The 18,832-nt window shown below is 61.8% G+C and carries 9 protein-coding genes; 2 read left to right on the top strand and 7 right to left on the bottom strand.

Annotation, left to right across the window (positions count from 1 at the left end; translation table 11 throughout):
• Nucleotides 1-103: 103 nt before the first annotated feature.
• From L4923_RS00880 to hutI, 6 genes are all read right to left on the bottom strand, one after another.
• Nucleotides 104-8,665, bottom strand: coding sequence for a glycoside hydrolase family 94 protein (locus L4923_RS00880; RefSeq protein WP_239361291.1), 8,562 nt, complete (start codon nucleotides 8,663-8,665; stop codon nucleotides 104-106).
• Nucleotides 8,666-8,944: 279 nt separating this feature from the next.
• Nucleotides 8,945-9,520 (bottom strand): HutD/Ves family protein, encoded by a 576-nt coding sequence (locus tag L4923_RS00875; RefSeq protein ID WP_239361284.1) that lies wholly within the window; start codon nucleotides 9,518-9,520, stop codon nucleotides 8,945-8,947.
• A gap of 5 nt (nucleotides 9,521-9,525) precedes the next feature.
• Nucleotides 9,526-11,202 (bottom strand): urocanate hydratase, encoded by a 1,677-nt coding sequence (hutU, locus tag L4923_RS00870; RefSeq protein WP_239361282.1) that lies wholly within the window; start codon nucleotides 11,200-11,202, stop codon nucleotides 9,526-9,528.
• Between the two features lie 19 nt (nucleotides 11,203-11,221).
• Entirely contained in the window at nucleotides 11,222-12,040 is an 819-nt protein-coding gene (gene hutG / locus L4923_RS00865; protein ID WP_239361280.1) for an N-formylglutamate deformylase, read from the bottom strand.
• Nucleotides 12,037-13,581, bottom strand: coding sequence for a histidine ammonia-lyase (gene hutH / locus L4923_RS00860; RefSeq protein ID WP_239361269.1), 1,545 nt, complete (start codon nucleotides 13,579-13,581; stop codon nucleotides 12,037-12,039). Before hutH ends, hutG begins: the two co-directional genes overlap by 4 nt.
• Nucleotides 13,578-14,810, bottom strand: coding sequence for an imidazolonepropionase (hutI, locus tag L4923_RS00855; protein ID WP_239361267.1), 1,233 nt, complete (start codon nucleotides 14,808-14,810; stop codon nucleotides 13,578-13,580). The genes hutH and hutI overlap by 4 nt, the downstream gene beginning before the upstream one ends.
• Before the next feature lie 101 nt (nucleotides 14,811-14,911).
• On the opposite strand from hutI, the gene L4923_RS00850 reads away from it, so the two are divergent.
• Both L4923_RS00850 and hutC read left to right on the top strand, forming a co-directional pair.
• Nucleotides 14,912-16,267: a formimidoylglutamate deiminase gene (locus L4923_RS00850; protein WP_239361264.1), complete on the top strand. Its 1,356-nt coding sequence runs from the start codon at nucleotides 14,912-14,914 to the stop codon at nucleotides 16,265-16,267.
• A 38-nt stretch (nucleotides 16,268-16,305) separates the two neighbouring features.
• The gene (hutC, locus tag L4923_RS00845) at nucleotides 16,306-17,031 is read left to right on the top strand and encodes a histidine utilization transcriptional repressor HutC (protein WP_239361262.1); all 726 of its coding nucleotides are present in this window, start codon (nucleotides 16,306-16,308) and stop codon (nucleotides 17,029-17,031) included.
• Between the two features lie 94 nt (nucleotides 17,032-17,125).
• Here hutC and L4923_RS00840 read toward each other — a convergent pair whose 3' ends face one another.
• Nucleotides 17,126-18,652 (bottom strand): DEAD/DEAH box helicase, encoded by a 1,527-nt coding sequence (locus L4923_RS00840; RefSeq protein WP_239361260.1) that lies wholly within the window; start codon nucleotides 18,650-18,652, stop codon nucleotides 17,126-17,128.
• Nucleotides 18,653-18,832: the final 180 nt, after the last annotated feature.

Here is an 18,832-nt window from a genome sequence, read left to right as displayed (position 1 = left end):
GAAATCGCAACCCTGCGGCAAAATTAGGGCAGCCGCCCATTGCTGCCGTAATTTTGTGCAACCGGAGGCCACCAAGGGCCTCCGGCGCTGCCTTCTACAGCTATCAGGCTGGAATCTTGACGATAATCTCGCTGGAGCCCTCTTCCTTCAGGTCGAAAGCGTTACCTTTCACCTTCACACCATCGACCTCCAGCGAGATGGTTTTAGCAGCCTTGGCGCGCACCACGCGGACTGAATGTTCGGTGCCCGCGATCTTGAGTTTCGCCGAATAACCTTCCCACTCCGTGGGCAGCTTGGGCGTGATCTCGATGCGGTTACCGCGCCGTTCGATGCCGAGGATACCTTCCACGGCAGCCCGATAAAGCCATCCGGCCGAGCCTGTGTACCAGGTCCAACCGCCCCGACCACCTTTGCCCTCACCCGCATAGATGTCCGCGGCCACCACGTAGGGTTCGACCCGATAGTGCTCGGCGGCCGTATCGTCCAAGGCATGATTGACGGGATTCAGCATCGAGAAGCAACGATAGGCTTCGTCTGTGCGGCCCATCTCGGCCAGGGCGATGACGAACCAGGTCGCGGCGTGCGTGTATTGGCCGCCGTTTTCTCGCACTCCTGGTGGATAGCTCTTGATGTAGCCGGGATCCTTATCCGTTTTCGAAAATGGCGGCGTGAACAACTTCACGATCTTGAGGTCATCGTCGACGAGATGCTTGACGGCCTGATCCATAGCCGTCTGCGAACGCGCGGGGTCGCCCTCGCCGGACAGCACGCTCCACGATTGCGCGATCGAGTCGATCTTGCACTCGTCGGAATTTCGCGAGCCGAGTGGCGAGCCGTCGTCGAAGCTGCCTCGCCGGTACCATTCACCGTCCCATGCGGCATTCTCCAGGGCGCGTTTCAGATTGGCGGCATGCGTCTCCCAGGCCTTGGCGCGTTTCGCGTCGCTCTGCGCCTTGGCGACGGGGACGAAATCGGTAAGCGTCTTGAGCAGGAACCAGCCCAGCCACACGCTCTCGCCTTTGCCATCGATACCAACGCGGTTCATGCCGTCGTTCCAGTCGCCGCCCAGGATCAGCGGCAGACCATCGGTTCCGGTGCGCTCGACTGCCAGATCCAACGCCCGCGCGCTGTGTTCGTAGAGCGAAGCGGTTGTCTTTGAGACCTGAGGTTCGAAGAAGGCGTCGTGTTCTCCCTCGGCAAGTGGCTTGCCCTCGACAAACGGCAGCGCCTCCTTGAGGATCGCCTTGTCGCCGGTCACCAGCATGTAGCGGGACACCGCGTGCGCCAGCCAGACAACATCGTCCGAAATCATCGTGCGCACACCGGCACCGGTGCGGGGCAACCACCAGTGCTGCACGTCCCCCTCGGGGAACTGTCGACGCGCTGCATTCAGGATTTGCTCGCGCGCCAGCAATGGATCATGTGCCAGCAAGGCGAGCGTATCCTGCAATTGGTCGCGGAAGCCAAAAGCACCGCTGGCCTGATAGAAGGCCGACCGCGCGCGGATGCGGCAGGCCAAGGCCTGATAGGGCAGCCAATGATTGACCATGGCATCGAGCGCCTTGTCGGGCGTCTCGACTTGAATGGTGTCGAGGAAGCCGCGCCAGGTGCGCTCATTTTCGGCCAGTCTTTGGTCGAAGTCCTTGGCGCGATGTGTCTTGATCAGCGAACTCGCTTCGTCCGGAGACGCCGCATCGCCCATCAGCCACAGCAGGGTGACATCGCCGCCCGCTGGGATGTCGACGTCGCGCGCCAGCGCTGCGCACGGATCGTCACCGGCCTCGACACGACCGGTCAGCGCAGCGCCCGAAATGACCGATTGCGGTGCAGCCGACGAACCATGACGGCCGAGGAACTCCTGACGATCAGCGGTGAACGACTGAGGTTCACGGTCGCTTGCGAGAAACGCGACGCGGTCACCGAAGTCGAGCCCATATGGGTTCTGCGCGAAGAGCGCTCCCGTTGCTTCGTCCCGCTGCGAGACGATCGTTGCAGCCGTTTTCGAGCGATGACTACCCAGCACCCACTCAGCATAGGCGTAGACACGTAGCTTCACCGGCGCCGAACCGGCGTTCTGGACCCGCAGACGCGTGACACGAACAGGATCAGTCGGATCGACGACATGTGTCAGATCCATCGACAACGCACCGCGCTTGGTACGGAATGTCGAGAAACCCTGCCCGTGCCAGGTTTCGTAGACCATGGCCGGATCCCGCAGCATCGCCGCGGTCGGCGAGTAAGACTCGCCGCTGCCGAGATCGTGGATGTAGATTCCCTCACCCGGACGGTTGGTTACCGGATCATTCGACCACGGCGTCAACTGATAGTCGCGACTGTTTCGGCTCCAGGTGAAGGCCGCGCCTTCAGCTGAGGTATGGAAGCCGAATGCCTCGTTGGCAATGACGTTGATCCAGGGCTGCGGTGTCGAGCGATTACCTGTCAGACGCACCACATAGTGCCTGCCGTCACCCTCGAAGCCGCCATAACCGTTCCAATGATCCAGACCGGTTCCGTCGGCAGCCAGCCTGTTGTCGTTTCGGGCCGACTTGCGCGGCGCGGGTACCGCGGACTCTCGCAGAACAGCCGCGCCACCCGGATGTAGGGTGTCGCGAGCCTGAAGGGCTGCCGTCTCGGCACGTTCGATCTGATCGAAGATCGTACCATTGCGGGTGTGCAGCACGACGCGCGCGACCGCCAGCAGCGTCTTGTAAGTGGTTTCATCCATGAGATCGCGACGCACCGCGAAGATGTGTTGTCGCGAACCGAACTCGTTGCCCCGCAGCCTGCTGTTTTCGCAAAGGGCGTCGATCGCCTGCTGCAGATCCTGCACATAGGAGGATGCCTGCTCGTTGACGATGACGAGATCGGCCGTCATGCCACGGGCACGCATATACTCCTGGAAGCGCAACGCTTCTGCAACGATCTCCAGATCGGCAACGTCGCCGATACGGACCGCAAAGATCGGGAAATCGCCCGAAATGCTGGTAGGCCACAGGCTGGACTGACGTCCGAGGCCGGAAGCGACAGCGTCCGACGGTAAGCGCAGGAATGGATCCGGATAGATCAGATACCGCGCCAGTTTCTGCACGATGGAGGCATCCGTCAGGCTCAGCCCCATATGGCGTGTCTGTACCTGTGAACGCGTCCAGGCCAGCATCGACTGACGCGCGAAGCTTTCGGCATGGTCAAGCCGCGCAATCGCTTCTTCCAGTTCGTTGCGATTCGTGCCGACCACCGTCCAGAACGTGAGCGATACCTTCTTGTTTGCGGGTACGCGGACGCGCCGCCGCAATACGGCAACGGGATCCAGGGTGAACCCGGCATGGCCGCCCAGCCGCGCATCGGGGTCGAAGGCAGCAGCATCTGCGATGGTGCGCCCACGGCCGAGGAAGGCTCGCCGATCGGTTTCGGCCTCGCCATCCCGGGCGAAGCCGGATGGATCGGTCACGAAATGCGCGGCGGCAATATCGGGATCACCCGCATCCCGCTTGCGGCGCGTGGCGAAGATCGCATTGTTGTTCGGTGCGATCTCGGTTTCCACGAACATCTTGGAGAAAGCGGGATGCGCGTAGTCTGCGGCTTCCTGGCCGAGTACGAGCTCGGCGAAGGAGGTCACCTCGATATGCCGGTCCGTTGCACCGTCATTGTAGAGCGTGACCCGCCTGCCCTCGCCATTGCCCTCCGAGATGACGATGCACTCCACCTCCGAGCGCAGCGAATGAACGGTCTTGATGAAGGTCGCCTTGTCATCAGAGAACTGCGCCTGCGCGATTTCGCCCGCTGCGCGTTTCGGCTCGACGGTCGCAGACCACCAGTCGCCTGTGTCGGCGTCGCGCAGGAAGATGTAGGAACCAAGCCGGTCCTCGGTCGGATCCGGCTGCCAGCGCGTTACAGCGAAATCGCCCCAGCGCGAATACCCCGAACCGGTCGCGGTCACCATTACGGAGTAGCGACCATTCGACATCAGGTTGGTGGCGCGCAAGGCCCATGCCGGGTCGAGCACGACGCGGGTGTCGGGGTTCTGCGCCTCGGTCTCGTCGGCGACCGCCTGCTCCTCGGCGTCGGTGCGTACGGTGTCGGCTGGAATTTCACGCGGCGCCTTTTCCTGCAGCAGCAGCTCGGCGGATTCGATGACCGGATCGCTGTGGAAGCGATCACGCAGACGTCCTTCGAAGACGGCGTCGGCGATGGCTGCGATCGACATGCCGGAATGGTGCGCGAAATAGTTCTGCACCACCGCGCACTTTGCGCCTTCCGGCACGCGCTGTGGCGTGAAGTCGACAGCATCGTAATAGCCATGCCTGCCGAGTGCGCCGATCTCCTCGAGGCGTTTCAGGTTTGCGACGGCTTCGCGCGGCAGGAACTGCGCACTGAGGATCGTCGCATAGGGGGCAATCACCGTGTTCTGACCGAGACCACGTTTCAGGCCCAGGCCCGGCACACCGAAATTGGTATATTGATAGTTCATTTCACGGTCGCGGGCATTGTAGGCCGCTTCCGAAATGCCCCATGGCACGCCCTTCGAACGGCCATATTGGATCTGCCGCTTGATGATCAAATGGCTGGTCTGGTTGAGGATCGAACCCTGCGGTTCCTTCATGACGAGCGGCGGCATCAGATATTCGAACATCGAGCCGGACCACGACATCAGCGCGCCGCGGTAGCCCAGTTCGACGATGGGACGACCGAGGCGGAACCAATGTTCGGTCGGCAGGTCACCCTTGGCGATGGCGAAAAGGCTGGTCAGGCGGCACTCCGAGGCAAGCAGGTCGTAGCAGGCCTCGTCGAGCTGGCGCTCCTCGACGCGGTAGCCGATCGAGAGCAACTTACGGTCCTGTCGCAGCAGGAAGCCGAACTCCATCTCGAATGCATAACGGCGAGTACGCTCATGCAATTCGAGCAGCTTCGCACGCATTGCCTCGACCGCCTTCTCGTCGGCCTGCGCGTCCTGCACATGTGCTTCGCAGGTAGCCTCCAGACGGGCTGCCCAATCGACAATGATGTCGCTGGCCGTCGACTTCGCTTCAGCATGGATGGCTGCGGCGAGTTTACGGATTTCTCCTGCCAGTACGGTCAGGTTGACCGTCCGGGCCGATGCCATTTCCGGTTGCGCCTTGATGGTCCGCACGGCGCGACGCATGCCGTCGAGACGGTCGGCCAAACGCTGGCGCAACGGGCGAAGCTGGCGACGATCGTCCGGCAATTGGTCCAGGCTCTCGTTCAGGATCGCAACGGTGTCGAGAACGCCCTCGACATCACCGTGCAGGTGCACGGAAGGCGCTTCTGCCCACTCAGTACAGGTTGCCGCCACAGTCACCAGATGGCCGGCAAGATTGCCGCTGTCGACGGCCGAGATGTAGGTCGGCCGCAAAGGGTTCAGCGTGGTCGTCTCGTACCAGTTGTAGAGATGGCCGCGGCTGCGCTCCATGCGCTCGATGGTCGATACGGTCGCGTCGATACGGGCAATCGCCTCGGAGAGGCTGATCCAGCCGAAATCGCGGGCTGAAACCACCGAAAGCAGGTAAACGCCGATATTCGTAGGTGAAGTGCGCGCGGCAACGATCGGCTTCGGATTTTCCTGGAAGTTGTCCGGCGGCAGGTGGTGATGCTCGGCGGTAACGAAGTTTTCGAAATAATGCCAGGTGCGGCGAGCAGCGACGCGCAGAGCATGCACGTCCTGCGGCAGGAGATGCAACCTATCCTCGGTTTCGGCGGACCGGCTGACCAGCCAGGCGAAAGCCGGAGACCCGATCCAGAACAACGCGAAGGCAAAGGCAACGAAAGCACCGGTCGAGTCGTCGAAGACCGGAATGGCGAGGCCAACCGCACCGATGATCACCGCTCCCCACATCAGGCTGTAATAAGAGGCAACGCCGTTGCCGCTGCCCTGATGCGCTTGCGAGGCCGTACGCCATTCCAGCATGTTCTTGCGGCTGACGAACAGGCGGTAGAGTGTGCGGATGATGGCATCTCCCATCATCCAGGCCTGGTGCGCCATCAATACGATCTTCAGCGCTACCATTGCCGTTCCGAAGGCGATGTCATGCACCAGCGCCGAGAAGTGACCGCGCGGCGTGGCGTCGCGGTTTTTCGGGATGATCGCATTCACGATGTCGAAGGTCGGCGCCATGAACAGCGTCAGGATCAACAGTGCCTGCCACTGCGCGGCCTGCGTGAAGGGCAGCAGGGTCCAACCTGCAATTGCAGCCATCACCCAGAAGATCGGGGTGAGTGAGCGACGCAGATTGTCGATCATCTTCCAGCGCGACAGCGCCGGCACGCCGGAGCGCGGGTCGAAAATGAAAGGCAGAAGCTGCCAGTCGCCGCGTGCCCAGCGGTGGTTACGAGAGGCATCGACCCAGTATCGCGTCGGATAATCCTCCACCAACTCGACGTCGGTGACCAATGCCGAACGCGCCAATGCGCCTTCGAGAAGGTCGTGACTGAGAACCGTATTCTCCTCGATCCGCCCTTTCAGCGACGCCTCGAAGGCGTCGACGTGATAGAGACCCTTTCCGGTGAACGAGCCGTCACCGAACACGTCCTGGTAGAGATCGGATACGGCAAACACGTAAGGATCGAGGCCGCGGTTGGCCGAAAACACGCGCTGGAAGAACGAGGCTTCGTCACCGGTGGTGAGCGAAGGCGTGATGCGCGGCTGCATGATCGCATAACCGGCGGTAACGCGCCGTTTTGCCGGATCGAAGTGCGGCCTGTTCATCGGGTGGCACATCTTGCCGATCAGCTTGGCGACGGCGTCGCGCGTCGTGCGCGTGTCGGCGTCCAGCGTCATGACGTGCACGACATTTTCCGGCAGCGGTGTTTCGAGCGGCAGGAAGGTGGTGTCCTTGTCGCCGCGCAGCAGGAGATTCAGTTCGTGCAGCTTGCCGCGCTTGCGCTCCCAGCCCATCCAGCGGCCCTGGGCGGGATTGTATAGCCGGCGGCGGTGCAGCAGGTAGAAGCGCGGTGCGCCTTCAGCCGGATAGCGTTGGTTGAGTTCGGCGATCTGGCTACGGGCGAAGTCCAGGATTTCCGTGTCGTTTCCACCGATTTCAGATTTACTGTCCGGCCAGTCCGAAAGCAGCGCGAAGTGCAACTCGCCAGACATGTTGGCCAGGTGATGGACTTCGATATTGCGGACATTCTCCTCGACATCATCTCTCGATCCGATGAGCGATGGCACCACCACCAGCGTCCGCGCTTCCGCCGGGATACCGTCCTTGTATTCATAACCAACCAGGCGGGTCGGCTTCAGGAACAGCAGCACCACCGTGTTGAAGAAGGCAAGTGCGCCTTCGCTCGCCGGCACCGCGAACAGCACCAGCATCAGCGTGATGCCCCATATCGGCAAACCGAGGGCGGCCAGCGCGTTGCCGGTCATCCACAGGAGCAGCATGGTGAGCAGGAAGACCGGCAGTACAATGCCAAGCCAACCGGTCTTGCGGAAACCGCGCAGGAAGCGGCGCGCCAGACTCGGCGAATAGCCGATCGCCTTTTCAAGCTCGAGGCGGCGCGAACCGACCAGGAAAAACCCGATGTCCGTGGTATCGGCGACATCAGCGACTTCGCCGGCCGCCTGCCTGGCGGCGTCCGCAAGGTCAGTCGCCTTCTCAGCTACCGCATATTCCGATTGCTTTGAACGCTTGGCCAGGTCTTCGATTTCCGTGCGGTACTGGTCGCGGGAAGGAAAATCGAGTTCACTGAAATTGGTGCGCTCGCGCAGCAACGCGTCGATGCGACTGACGCCTTCGAACCAGACCGTCCAGTCGATGTCGTTGATGAGGCGAAGGCCACGAATGATATTGCCGGTGGTGACGTTACCGCTCGACAACGTCTGATGCTCGGCAATGGTGACCTTTTCCGCATCGGTGCCGTGTTTTTCCAACTCGGTCTCAAGCCATTCCAACGCCCGGCCCGCATTCTGCGAACCGTCGCGCAGGCGGTAGAGAAGCTGCGTGGCAAAGGATGTGTCACTGGCCTGGGACTGGTATTTGGTAAGGATGTCCTCGCGGTCGGCGCTGTCCGCTGAGGAGAGGACCCGGTCGGCGACGTCATTGGCGATCAGGCGCATGTCGCGTGAACGATTGACCCTGACGGCCAACCGGCGGAGGTTCTCGATCAAAACGAAACGCAACAGCGAAGGCAGGGCCCAGATCTCACCAATCTTCATCGGTTCGATCGACTGGAAGCCCTCCACGATCGCCTTGAACATCTGCGCGGAGACGGAACTGTCCGAATGGGCAACATAGGCCCAAGCCAATGCAAGCGCCCGCGGCACGTCCGTGCCGTCGGAAAGCTTCAGCGTGGGCAGTTGCCGATAAAATCGGCGCGGCAAGTCGCGCTTGATCTGATAGATCGTCTCCTCGACCAGATAGTTGTTGTCGAGCAGCCATTGCGCAGCCGGCGTCACCGTCTCGCCCCTTGCCTGGGCGACATTGGTCAGCCTGTAGACTTCGAGGATCTTCTTGGCGCTCTCGCGGATACGCTTCTGGAAGTCGAAGGGCCGCAGCCCCGCAAGATCGGAAATGTCACCCTTGGCCAGGCTCTCACCCAAAGCCCGTAGCCGCTCCTCAGGCAGGAACTGGGACCTGATCGGCTCTTCCGCTGCAGCGGGGAAACGCGCGGTGGCGTTCCGGACTTCGGCGGGGGTGGTTTGAATATTCATCAAATAATCCGTGCGAAGGGTGTCGGTCGCGGCGCGCCCGTATCGTTCCCGGTTTTCAACATCGATTTACAGGTGATTGGTTGCATAGCAAAGCGGGTCGGACGAGCTTGTTTGTCTTCCCGTCAAGATTAGCGGTCATTCCCGCCCCGACAACCTCGATACTCGCGCTTGTACTCACAACGGGGAGAAGCGAATGGCAAGAATTCAGGCAATTTCGTGATAGCGCAACCGCCCGGCCCGATATTTCGAGCCAGGTCCAATAACGCTTAGAATCAACCTTTAATCGTTTTGGATGGCGATCAGGAAAAGTACCGCATGCGGCTGCGGTTGCAGACGAACCGCCTGCCCGACTCCATCAAGCCACAGCGTATCGCGAGCGCCGAGCCCGGCAGAGGGTGATTCGTCGCTGCTGACGCATCCCTCATCACAGAGGATCAGCGTCGTGTCGGCATCGGTGACTAAATCAAGCGATGTGGACAGCGAGATGCGGCGGACGGTGTGTCGCGCGCGTCCGCGGCGGGTCATCACGTTGAGATCCGTGATAGGCCCTGCCAGCAGCAAAGCTTCGGTGGCTGCGTCGGCGGGGAAGAACAGAGGCTCACTGGAACGCGTCAGCTCGACCGGCTCGCGACCGGCGATTGCAAGCCGCATACCCTCGCCGTCCAGAATGGAAAGTGTGCGATCGATACCGGTGAAAACCGAAAAAGGTCCACCGGTTTCAACGCGTGCCATGGAGACGCGCCAGTCGAAACCGTCAAGTCCGGCGCCGTGCGGCGAGACGGCGATCTCCGTCGTCACGCCGCCGCCGTTCTTCCACGGCATGGACCGGTAGTCGCTGGCGCGCAGGATACGCATGGGGCTTACCCAAGGATGCCCGGCAAGTTGAGCTGATGCTCCCTCGCGCACTCGATGGCGATGTCATAACCGGCATCGGCGTGGCGCATGACGCCGGTTGCCGGGTCGTTCCACAGCACACGCTCGAGGCGACGGGCTGCATCCTCGGTGCCGTCGCAAACGATAACCATGCCGGAATGCTGCGAGAAGCCCATGCCAACGCCGCCGCCATGGTGCAACGACACCCAGGTCGCACCCGAGGCCGTGTTGAGCAGCGCGTTGAGCAGTGGCCAGTCGGACACGGCGTCCGAACCATCCTTCATCGCCTCCGTTTCGCGGTTCGGCGAAGCGACCGAACCGGAATCGAGATGGTCACGGCCGATTACAACAGGTGCCTTGAGTTCGCCCTTGGCGACCATTTCGTTGAAAGCGAGGCCGAGACGGTGGCGATCACCGAGGCCCACCCAGCAGATGCGTGCCGGCAAACCCTGGAACTTGATGCGTTTCTGGGCCATATCGAGCCAGTTGTGCAGATGCTTGTTGTCCGGCAGCAGCTCCTTCACCTTGGCATCGGTCTTGTAGATGTCTTCCGGGTCGCCGGAAAGCGCTGCCCAGCGGAAAGGACCGATGCCGCGGCAGAACAGCGGACGGATGTAGGCCGGCACGAAACCGGGGAAATCGAAGGCGTTCTCGACGCCCTCTTCCAGCGCCATCTGACGGATGTTGTTGCCGTAGTCGACGGTCGGAATACCCATCTTGTGGAAGTCGAGCATGGCCTTGACGTGAACAGCCATCGATTTCTTCGCTTCCTTGGCGACGGTCTTGGGATCGCGCTCGCGCTTCTCTTCCCATTCCGCAACCGTCCAACCTTGTGGCAGATAGCCGTTAACCGGGTCGTGAGCAGATGTCTGGTCGGTGACCGCATCCGGCTTCACCCCGCGACGAACCAGTTCGGGGAAAATGTCAGCCGCATTGCCAAGCAACGCGACTGAAATGGCTTTCTTTTCCTTGCCAGCCTTGTCGAGAATGGCCAGAGCATCGTCGAGATCCTTCGCCTGCACATCGACATAACCGGTCTTCAGGCGCATCTCGATGCGCGAGGCCTGGCATTCGACGGCAAGGCATGAGGCACCTGCCATGGTTGCGGCCAGCGGCTGTGCGCCGCCCATGCCGCCCAGGCCCGCGGTCAGGATCCAGCGGCCCGACAGGTCGCCATCGTAATGCTGGCGACCCAGTTCGACAAAGGTCTCGTAGGTGCCCTGAACGATGCCCTGCGAGCCGATATAAATCCAGGATCCGGCCGTCATCTGGCCGTACATCATCAGGCCCTTCTTATCGAGCTCGTTGAAATGATCCCAGGTCGCCCAATGCGGCACAAGGTTGGAGTTGGCGAGCAGGACACGCGGCGCGTCCTTGTGCGTCTTGAACACGCCGACCGGCTTGCCCGACTGCACCAGCAGCGTCTCATCGGCTTCCAGATTGCGCAGCGCGCCGACGATGCGGTCGAAGCTCTGCCAGTCGCGTGCCGCACGGCCGATGCCGCCATAGACCACCAGTTCGCCCGGCTTTTCGGCAACGATCGGATCGAGATTGTTCATCAACATGCGCAACGGCGCTTCGGTCAGCCAGCTCTTGGCGGTCAATTCGGTGCCGGTTGCTGCGCGAATGGTGCGGGAATTGTCGATACGGGTGTGTTGGGTCATGCGAATGCTCCCTCGAAAATCAGGCCTTCGCCCAGTTGAGTGCAGTGGTCAGAATTGCAGTCAGCGTCTCACGCATCGGTGCGGCAAAGTCCGGATCATAGCGGCTCGGCCAGTTCGCTGGGTCGACCTTGCCCTCCGGCTCCAGCATGTAGCCACGACAGGAGAGCTCCATCTGCAAGGCGTGGACGCCATCTTCCGGTTTGCCGTGGTGGCGCGTGATCCAGCCACCCTTGAAACGACCGTTGACCACAGAGGGTCGCCCGGTCGCGGCCATGATGTCGGCGACCTGCTTTTCCAGAACCGGGTCCGTGCTCTTGCCGGAATTGGTGCCGAGGTTGAACAGCGGCAGTTTTCCCTCGAACAACCGGGGGATCACCGACCGGATCGAGTGGCAGTCGTAGAGCACGATCTTGGCGTGCCGGCCGCGTAGCCGCGCAATCTCGGCTTCGAGTGCAGCGTGGTAAGGTTCGAAATAATTCTTCCGACGCCCAGCCACATCGTCGGCGTTCGGTTCCTGTCCAGACTTGTAGAGCGGCTCACCGTCAAAAGTCGTCGTCGGGCAAAGCTCGGTCGTGGCCTGTCCCGGATAGAGCGACACACCGGATGGATCGCGGTTCACGTCGATGACGGAACGCGAGATGCTGGTGCGCACGACAGTCGCGCCAAGATCGGTTGCGAAATCGTAGAGCTTTTCGATCCACCAGTCGGCGTCACGGCGAGCCAACCAGGGCGAAACGAAATGATCGTCCAGTCCAGCCAGTTCGAGGCCGGTGTGCGGGATGCTGACCAGCAACGGCGCCTCGCCGCGCTGGATTTCAAGCCATGCAGGTTGGGTCATGCGGCGGCTCCGCTGACGGCCGGCAGCTTGACCGCCTCGGTCGCCTTTGCAAGCGAGCCGTCGCGTACCAAGGCGATCGCCTTCTCCATGTCAGGATGGAAATAACGGTCGTCATCGAGATGCGGGACCTGCGACCTCAGCACCTTGCGCACAGCTTCAAGCGGCTGGCTCGACGCCAGCGGCTGATGGAAATCACAACCCTGCGCCGCTGCGAGCAATTCGATACCGATGACAGCGGTAGCATTCTCGATCATGCCCATCAGGCGGCGAGCACCATGCGCGGCCATCGAGACGTGGTCTTCCTGATTGGCCGAGGTCGGGATGGAGTCGACCGAAGCCGGATAGGCCTTCTGTTTGTTTTCCGAAACAAGTGCTGCTGCCGTTACCTGCGGGATCATGAAGCCTGAATTCAGACCCGGTTTCGGCGTGAGGAAAGCCGGCATGCCCGACAGAGCTGGATCGACGAGCATGGCGATGCGCCGTTCGGACAGCGAACCGATCTCGCAGACTGCGAGCGCGATCATGTCGGCGGCAAACGCCACCGGCTCGGCATGGAAGTTGCCGCCCGAAAGTGCGGTGTCATCCTCGGTGAAGATCAGCGGATTGTCGGTGACGCCGTTGGCTTCGGTCTGCAACGTATCGGCAGCCTTGCGCAGCACATCGAGAGCGGCGCCCATCACCTGCGGCTGGCATCGCAGGCAATAGGGGTCCTGGACGCGTTCGTCACCGACACGGTGGGATTCACGAATGGCGCTGCCAGCCATCAGGTTGCGCAGGGCATCAGCCGTTTCGATCTGGCCGCGGTGTTTGCGCAGGAGGTGAATGCGCGGATCGAACGGCGCGTCAGACCCCTTGGCGGCATCAGTCGACAAAGCACCTGCGACCAGAGCCGACTGATAGAGCACCTCGGCCTCGAACAGCCCCGCGAGAGCATAGGCCGTCGAGAATTGCGTGCCGTTGAGCAGGGCCAGGCCTTCCTTGGCACCCAGTATCACCGGCTCCAGGCCGTGCGACGCAAAAGCCACCCTGGCCGGCACGCGGCCATGCGGAGTGAAGCATTCGCCGACACCGATCATGACGGCGGTCATGTGCGAAAGCGGGGCAAGATCGCCGGACGCGCCGACCGATCCTTGCGCCGGGACAACCGGAATGACGTCGTTTGCCAACATCTTCTGCAGCAGGTCGATGGTCTGCTGCCGTACGCCTGAGGCACCCTGCGCCAGGCTCGCCATTTTTAGCGCCATCATCAGGCGCGCTACGGCAACCGGCATCGGTTCACCGACACCCGCGGCATGCGAGAGCACGATGTTGCGCTGGAGCGTTTCGAGGTCGGCGGCAGGAATGCGCACGCTGGCGAGTTTGCCGAAACCGGTGTTGATGCCATAGACCGGTTCGCCTTTGGCGACGATGCGTTCGACGGCCTTGGCACTGGCCTCGATCGCCGCCTTGTAGGACGGGTCCAGCACCGGCGTGGCGCCGCGATAGATCGCGCGCCAGTCGGCCAGCGTCGCGTTGCCTGGCTTTAATACGAGTTCTGTCATTGTCCCCTCCAGATGCGGGCATGGAGCGGGTTGAAGCCCATGCGATAAACGAGTTCTGCCGGCCGCTCGATGTCCCAGATGGCCAGGTCGGCCCATTTTCCGGCTTCCAGCGTGCCGGTTTCGCCAAGCAGTCCGAGCGCGCGCGCTGCTTCGCGTGTCGTGCCGGCGATGCACTCCTGCACCGTCATGGCAAACAGTGTCGCGGCCATGTTCATGGTCAGCAGCAGCGAGGTCAGCGGCGATGTGCCGGGATTGTTGTCGGTGGCCACCGCCATCTTCACGCCATGCTGACGAAACAGTGCGATCGGCGGTTTTCGGGTCTCGCGGATGAAATAGTAGGCGCCGGGCAGGATACCTGCGACCGTTCCCGCCTTCGCCATCGCAACAGCGCCAGCTTCGTCGGTGTATTCGAGGTGATCGGTCGACAGCGCGCCATAGCTTGCGGCAAGTGCAGCGCCGTTGAGGTTGGAAAGCTGGTCGGCGTGCAGTTTCACCGGCAGGCCGGCTGCCTTCGCCGCATCAAAGACGCGTGCGATCTGTTCTGGAGAGAAAGCGATGCCTTCGCAGAAGCCGTCGACGGCATCAGCCAACCCATCAGCGGCAATCGCTGGCAGTATCGTCTTCGCAACAAGGTCGATATAGGCGTCCTTGTCGCCATTGGCTTCCGGCGGCAAGGCGTGAGCGCCGAGAAACGTCGTGCGCACCGTTACCGAGCGCTCGACGCCGAGACGGCGGGCAGCCTTCAAAGACTTCTTCTCATTGTCGAGATCGAGCCCATAGCCGGACTTCACCTCGACCGTAGTGACGCCTTCGGCCATCAGCGCATCTAGGCGTGGCAGCGTCTGGGCAACGAGTTCATCCTCGCTCGCGGCGCGTAATGCCTTCACCGAAGAAACAATGCCCCCGCCAGCGCGAGCCACCTCTTCATAGGTAGCGCCGGCGAGCCGCATCTCAAACTCGTTGGCACGATTGCCGGCATGGATCAGATGGGTGTGGCAGTCGATCAGGCCAGGCGTGATCCAGCGACCGCCACAGTCAACGGTCTCCGCCCCCGCTGGCGCGGCTGGCATATCCTTCTCGGGCCCTGCGTAGACAATTCGGCCGCCGCTCGACACGATGGCGCCATGCTCGATTTCACCAAGACCTGCAGTATTCTCGGCCAGCGTTGCCAGGCGCGCATTGCGCCAGACACGGCTTGCCCCTGCCCGGCCTTTCTCCTCCTCAGCCATAGCCTTTTTCCGCTTCACTCTGTTGAAATTATGTATATACATATTGAAACGCGACGCAAGTACTAATGTCGCGCAGGTTACGGCAAGCGGAGGACGAAGGCGTGACGGCGATTTTTGCGGAACAGGCATTCTTGAATGGCGGCTGGCGCAAGAATGTGCGCCTCGTGGTTTCTGACGGCGCCTTGGCTAAAGTGGAACCTGACGTGGCCATTCAAGCCGGAGACGAACGACATGCCATCGTTGTTCCCGGCATGCCCAACCTCCATAGTCATGCCTTCCAGCGCGGAATGGCCGGCCTTGCAGAAACGCGCGGTCCAGGTGCAGATTCATTCTGGAGTTGGCGCGAGGTGATGTACCGTTTCGCCTTGTCGATGACGCCCGACGATGTCGAGGCGGTTGCAGCCCAGCTCTATGTCGAGATGGTGGAGGCTGGTTTTTCGCGCGTCGGCGAGTTCCACTATCTGCATCACGATCGCGACGGCAGGCCCTATACCAACATCGCCGAAATGGCCGAACGCATCGCGGCCGCCGCCAAGGCAACCGGCATCGGGCTCACCTTGCTGCCCGTCTTCTATGCGCATTCAGGCTTCGGAGGCGGCGCCCCTAACGAGGGCCAACGCCGTTTCATCAACGATCTGAATGGCTTTTCCAAGCTTCTTGAAAAATCGAAGGAAGCCGTTCGCGGGCTTAACCATGCGGTCGTCGGCGTCGCGCCACACAGTCTGCGCGCAGCAACGCCCGAAGAGTTGTCGTTTGTCGCCGAGCTCGAACCGAAAGCGCCGATCCACATCCACATCGCCGAACAGGTCAAGGAAGTGGAGGATTGTGTTGCCTGGTCCGGCAAGCGACCGGTGGAATGGTTGCTGGAGAACCAGTCTGTCGACAGCCGCTGGTGTCTCATCCATGCCACCCACATGACGGATAAAGAGACGATCGCCATGGCGAAGTCCGGCGCAATCGCCGGGCTTTGTCCTATCACCGAGGCGAACCTTGGAGACGGCACTTTCTCTGCGTCCCTGTTTTCCAGCCATGGCGGCCACTACGGCGTCGGCTCCGACTCGAACGTTCTGATCGGGGTTTCAGACGAGTTGCGCCAGCTCGAATATTCGCAGCGCATTTTCCATCGTGCGCGCAATGTGTTGGCCGCCCCTGGTCAGTCCAACGGCGAAAACCTGTTCACGCAGTCCCTGATCGGCGGAAATGTAGCGCTGGGTACTGCATCAGCCGGTCTGGAAGCCGGCGCACCTGCCGATTTCGTTTCGCTTGACCCCAGCCATCCCTCACTGGCCGGCAAATCTGGTAACGCGATCCTCGACACCTGGATCTTTGCCGGCGGCACCCAAGTCGACAGCGCATGGGTCCACGGGCGCAAGCTGGTGGAAAATGGCCGGCATTTCGCACGCGAGCCCATTGCCGAACGCTTCCGGAATGTGATGATGCGGTTGTCGGCCGGCTAAGGTCTGCAGGGATTCGAAAAGCGGGGGGCGACAGGCTGATGAGCACAACAGCGGAACCGGCATCGCTTCATCAGCGCATCCTGTCCGACATCAGCGAAAAGATCCTGTCCGGCGTGTGGGCTCCGGGCCACCGCATTCCTTTCGAACACGAACTGACCGCCCAATACAACTGCTCGCGCATGACGGTGAACAAGGCGCTTTCGCAGCTTGCCAAGGCCGGCCTGATCGAACGGCGCCGGCGTTCGGGAAGTTTCGTGCGCCAGCCGCATTCCCAGGCGGCGATCCTTGAGATCCATGACATCCGCACCGAAGTGGAAGCGACCGGCCTGCCCTACCACTTCGAGCGCATCTCGCGCCTCAAGCGCCGCTCCAGCACCGAGGATCGCCAACTGCTCGGCCTTGACGCAGCGGGCCCAGTCCTTGCCGTGGAATGCCGTCACTTCGCCGGTAAGCGGCCGTTCTGCCAGGAAAGGCGTCTCATCAACCTGACCGCCGTCCCTGAGGCTGAGGAGGAAGAATTCCTAAAGATCAGCCCAAATCCCTGGCTTGTCGGACATGTACCGTGGAATGCAGCTGAGCATCGCATTCGCGCCATGGCTGCCGACGAAGACGTTGCCTCGGCGCTCGACATCGCAGCCGGCTCGCCCTGCCTTGTCGTGGAACGCCGAACCTGGAATGCCGAACGCCCAGTCACGCAGGTGCGTTTCGTTTACGCCGCCGAAAGTCATGAATTGGTCGCGCGTTTTGCGCCATCGCAAGGCTAGGAGTTGGCTTTTTAACCCGATCCGTCGTTTGCCATGGCTCAGATAGTGGCCGGGAAATAGGGGCCGACACCAATCGGACGGCCCCTATTGTTAGTTAAGCGGCCCGTGCGGCTGGCTTGCGGTTGAAGCGGCGTTTGTTGCGGAACGGCTTGCTGCCCTCCGGCTTGCGCTCACCATGCGGCTTGTCGCCAAACGGGCGATCGCCCTTGGGCTTGCCATGGAAATGGCGTTCGCCGCTCGGCTTGCCCTTGAAGGGACGCTCGCCACCGTGGTTGCGCTCGCCCTGGTCACCGTCGTGCTTCTTGGCGAAAGGGCGATCGCCATGCGGCTTGGCACCGAAACGCTTCTTACCAAATCCGTCATTGCGCGGCCTGCCGTCGCGGCGCTGTTCCTTGCCCTCTCGCGCGCCGTCATTTGCCGGCGCAAAATTGCGCTCGCCTTGTGGACGCGGTTCGCGGACCGGGTCAGGCTGACCGAGATGGTCGGCGATAACCGGCAACTTCATGCGGATGATGCGTTCGACCTGGCGCAGCTTGCTGTTTTCAGAAGGATCGACCAGCGTGATGGCAATGCCGTCACGGCCATTGCGGCCGGTACGCCCAATGCGGTGAACGTAGCTTTCGGCTTCATCCGGCAGGTCGAAATTCACGACATGGCTGATTCCGGGAACATCGATGCCGCGCGCGGCAATGTCCGTGGCGACAAGGATACGCACCGAACCGTCGCGGAAACCATTCAGCGCCTTCTGGCGAGCGTTCTGGCTCTTGTTGCCGTGAATAACCGCAGCTTCGAAACCATCGCGCTCGAGATCCTTGGTGACTCGGTCGGCGCCATGCTTGGTGCGCGCGAACACGATCACCGAGCTCATGGCCTCATCCGCCAGCATGTCGGACAGAACCTTGCGCTTCTGCTTGGTGCGGGCGAGCACGACGCTCTGCACGATCTCGGCTGCGGTGGTGCCCTGCGGCGCCACTTCCACGCGGACCGGGTCTCGCAACAGGCTCTGTGTCAGCTGTTCGATCTCGGCCGGCATGGTGGCCGAGAACAGCGCGGTCTGCCGTGCCGGATGCGTCGCCTTGGCGATGCGCTTGACGTCGTTGATGAAGCCCATGTCGAGCATGCGGTCGGCTTCGTCGAGCACCAGCCAGGTGGTCTCCGACAGGATGACGTCCTTCTCGCGCACCAGATCCATCAGGCGGCCGGGCGTCGCGATCAGGAAATCGACGCCGGGACCGATCTTCTTGACCTGACTGAAGCGCGAAACGCCGCCCAACACCAGCGCGGTCGAGATATGTGCGCCCTTGGCGAGCACCTTTATGGTCTCTTCGATCTGGACAGCCAGTTCGCGCGTCGGCGCCAAAATCAAGGCGCGTGCCGTCTTCGGGCGGCGTTTGGTGCCGAGCGCGATGATGCGCGACAGGATAGGCAGCGCAAAGGCTGCGGTCTTGCCGGAGCCGGTCTGGGCGATGCCCAGGATGTCTCGGCCGGCCAGCTGAGCAGGAATGGCCTGCTCCTGGATCGGCTTCGGATCTGTAAAGCCGGCCGCGGTCGTCGCTTTCAGGAGTTGGCCTGAAATTCCAAGCTTGGCGAAGCCGTTCAGCTCCGCATCGATTTCATTCATCAAAATAATCTTCTTTCATGCGGCACATACCGCAAACAGCAATGGCAGCGGGGCGCAACCCGCCGTGAGAAACAGGAATCGGACGACAAGGCGGGCGGACCTAAAGTCCGCTCGGCTGCGCTGTCGTGCCCGCTGGCCTCTTGCCGCGGGGCTTACACCACCTTGCTCCAGGCAAGGGGA

Source organism: Terribium retamae (assembly GCF_022347545.1).
Lineage (GTDB): Bacteria > Pseudomonadota > Alphaproteobacteria > Rhizobiales > Rhizobiaceae > Mesorhizobium > Mesorhizobium retamae.
The sequence above is the reverse complement of the archived record's forward strand: the minus strand, read 5'-3'. Positions and strand labels throughout refer to the sequence as shown.

Excerpts from the sequence above, each read along its gene's own strand:
- L4923_RS00880 (WP_239361291.1), bottom strand. The coding sequence starts at position 8,665 with ATGAATATTCAAACCACCCCCGCCGAAGTCCGGAACGCCACCGCGCGT.
- L4923_RS00875 (WP_239361284.1), bottom strand. The coding sequence starts at position 9,520 with ATGCGTATCCTGCGCGCCAGCGACTACCGGTCCATGCCGTGGAAGAAC.
- hutU (WP_239361282.1), bottom strand. The coding sequence starts at position 11,202 with ATGACCCAACACACCCGTATCGACAATTCCCGCACCATTCGCGCAGCA.
- hutG (WP_239361280.1), bottom strand. The coding sequence starts at position 12,040 with ATGACCCAACCTGCATGGCTTGAAATCCAGCGCGGCGAGGCGCCGTTG.
- hutH (WP_239361269.1), bottom strand. The coding sequence starts at position 13,581 with ATGACAGAACTCGTATTAAAGCCAGGCAACGCGACGCTGGCCGACTGG.
- hutI (WP_239361267.1), bottom strand. The coding sequence starts at position 14,810 with ATGGCTGAGGAGGAGAAAGGCCGGGCAGGGGCAAGCCGTGTCTGGCGC.
- hutC (WP_239361262.1), top strand. The coding sequence starts at position 16,306 with ATGAGCACAACAGCGGAACCGGCATCGCTTCATCAGCGCATCCTGTCC.
- L4923_RS00840 (WP_239361260.1), bottom strand. The coding sequence starts at position 18,652 with ATGAATGAAATCGATGCGGAGCTGAACGGCTTCGCCAAGCTTGGAATT.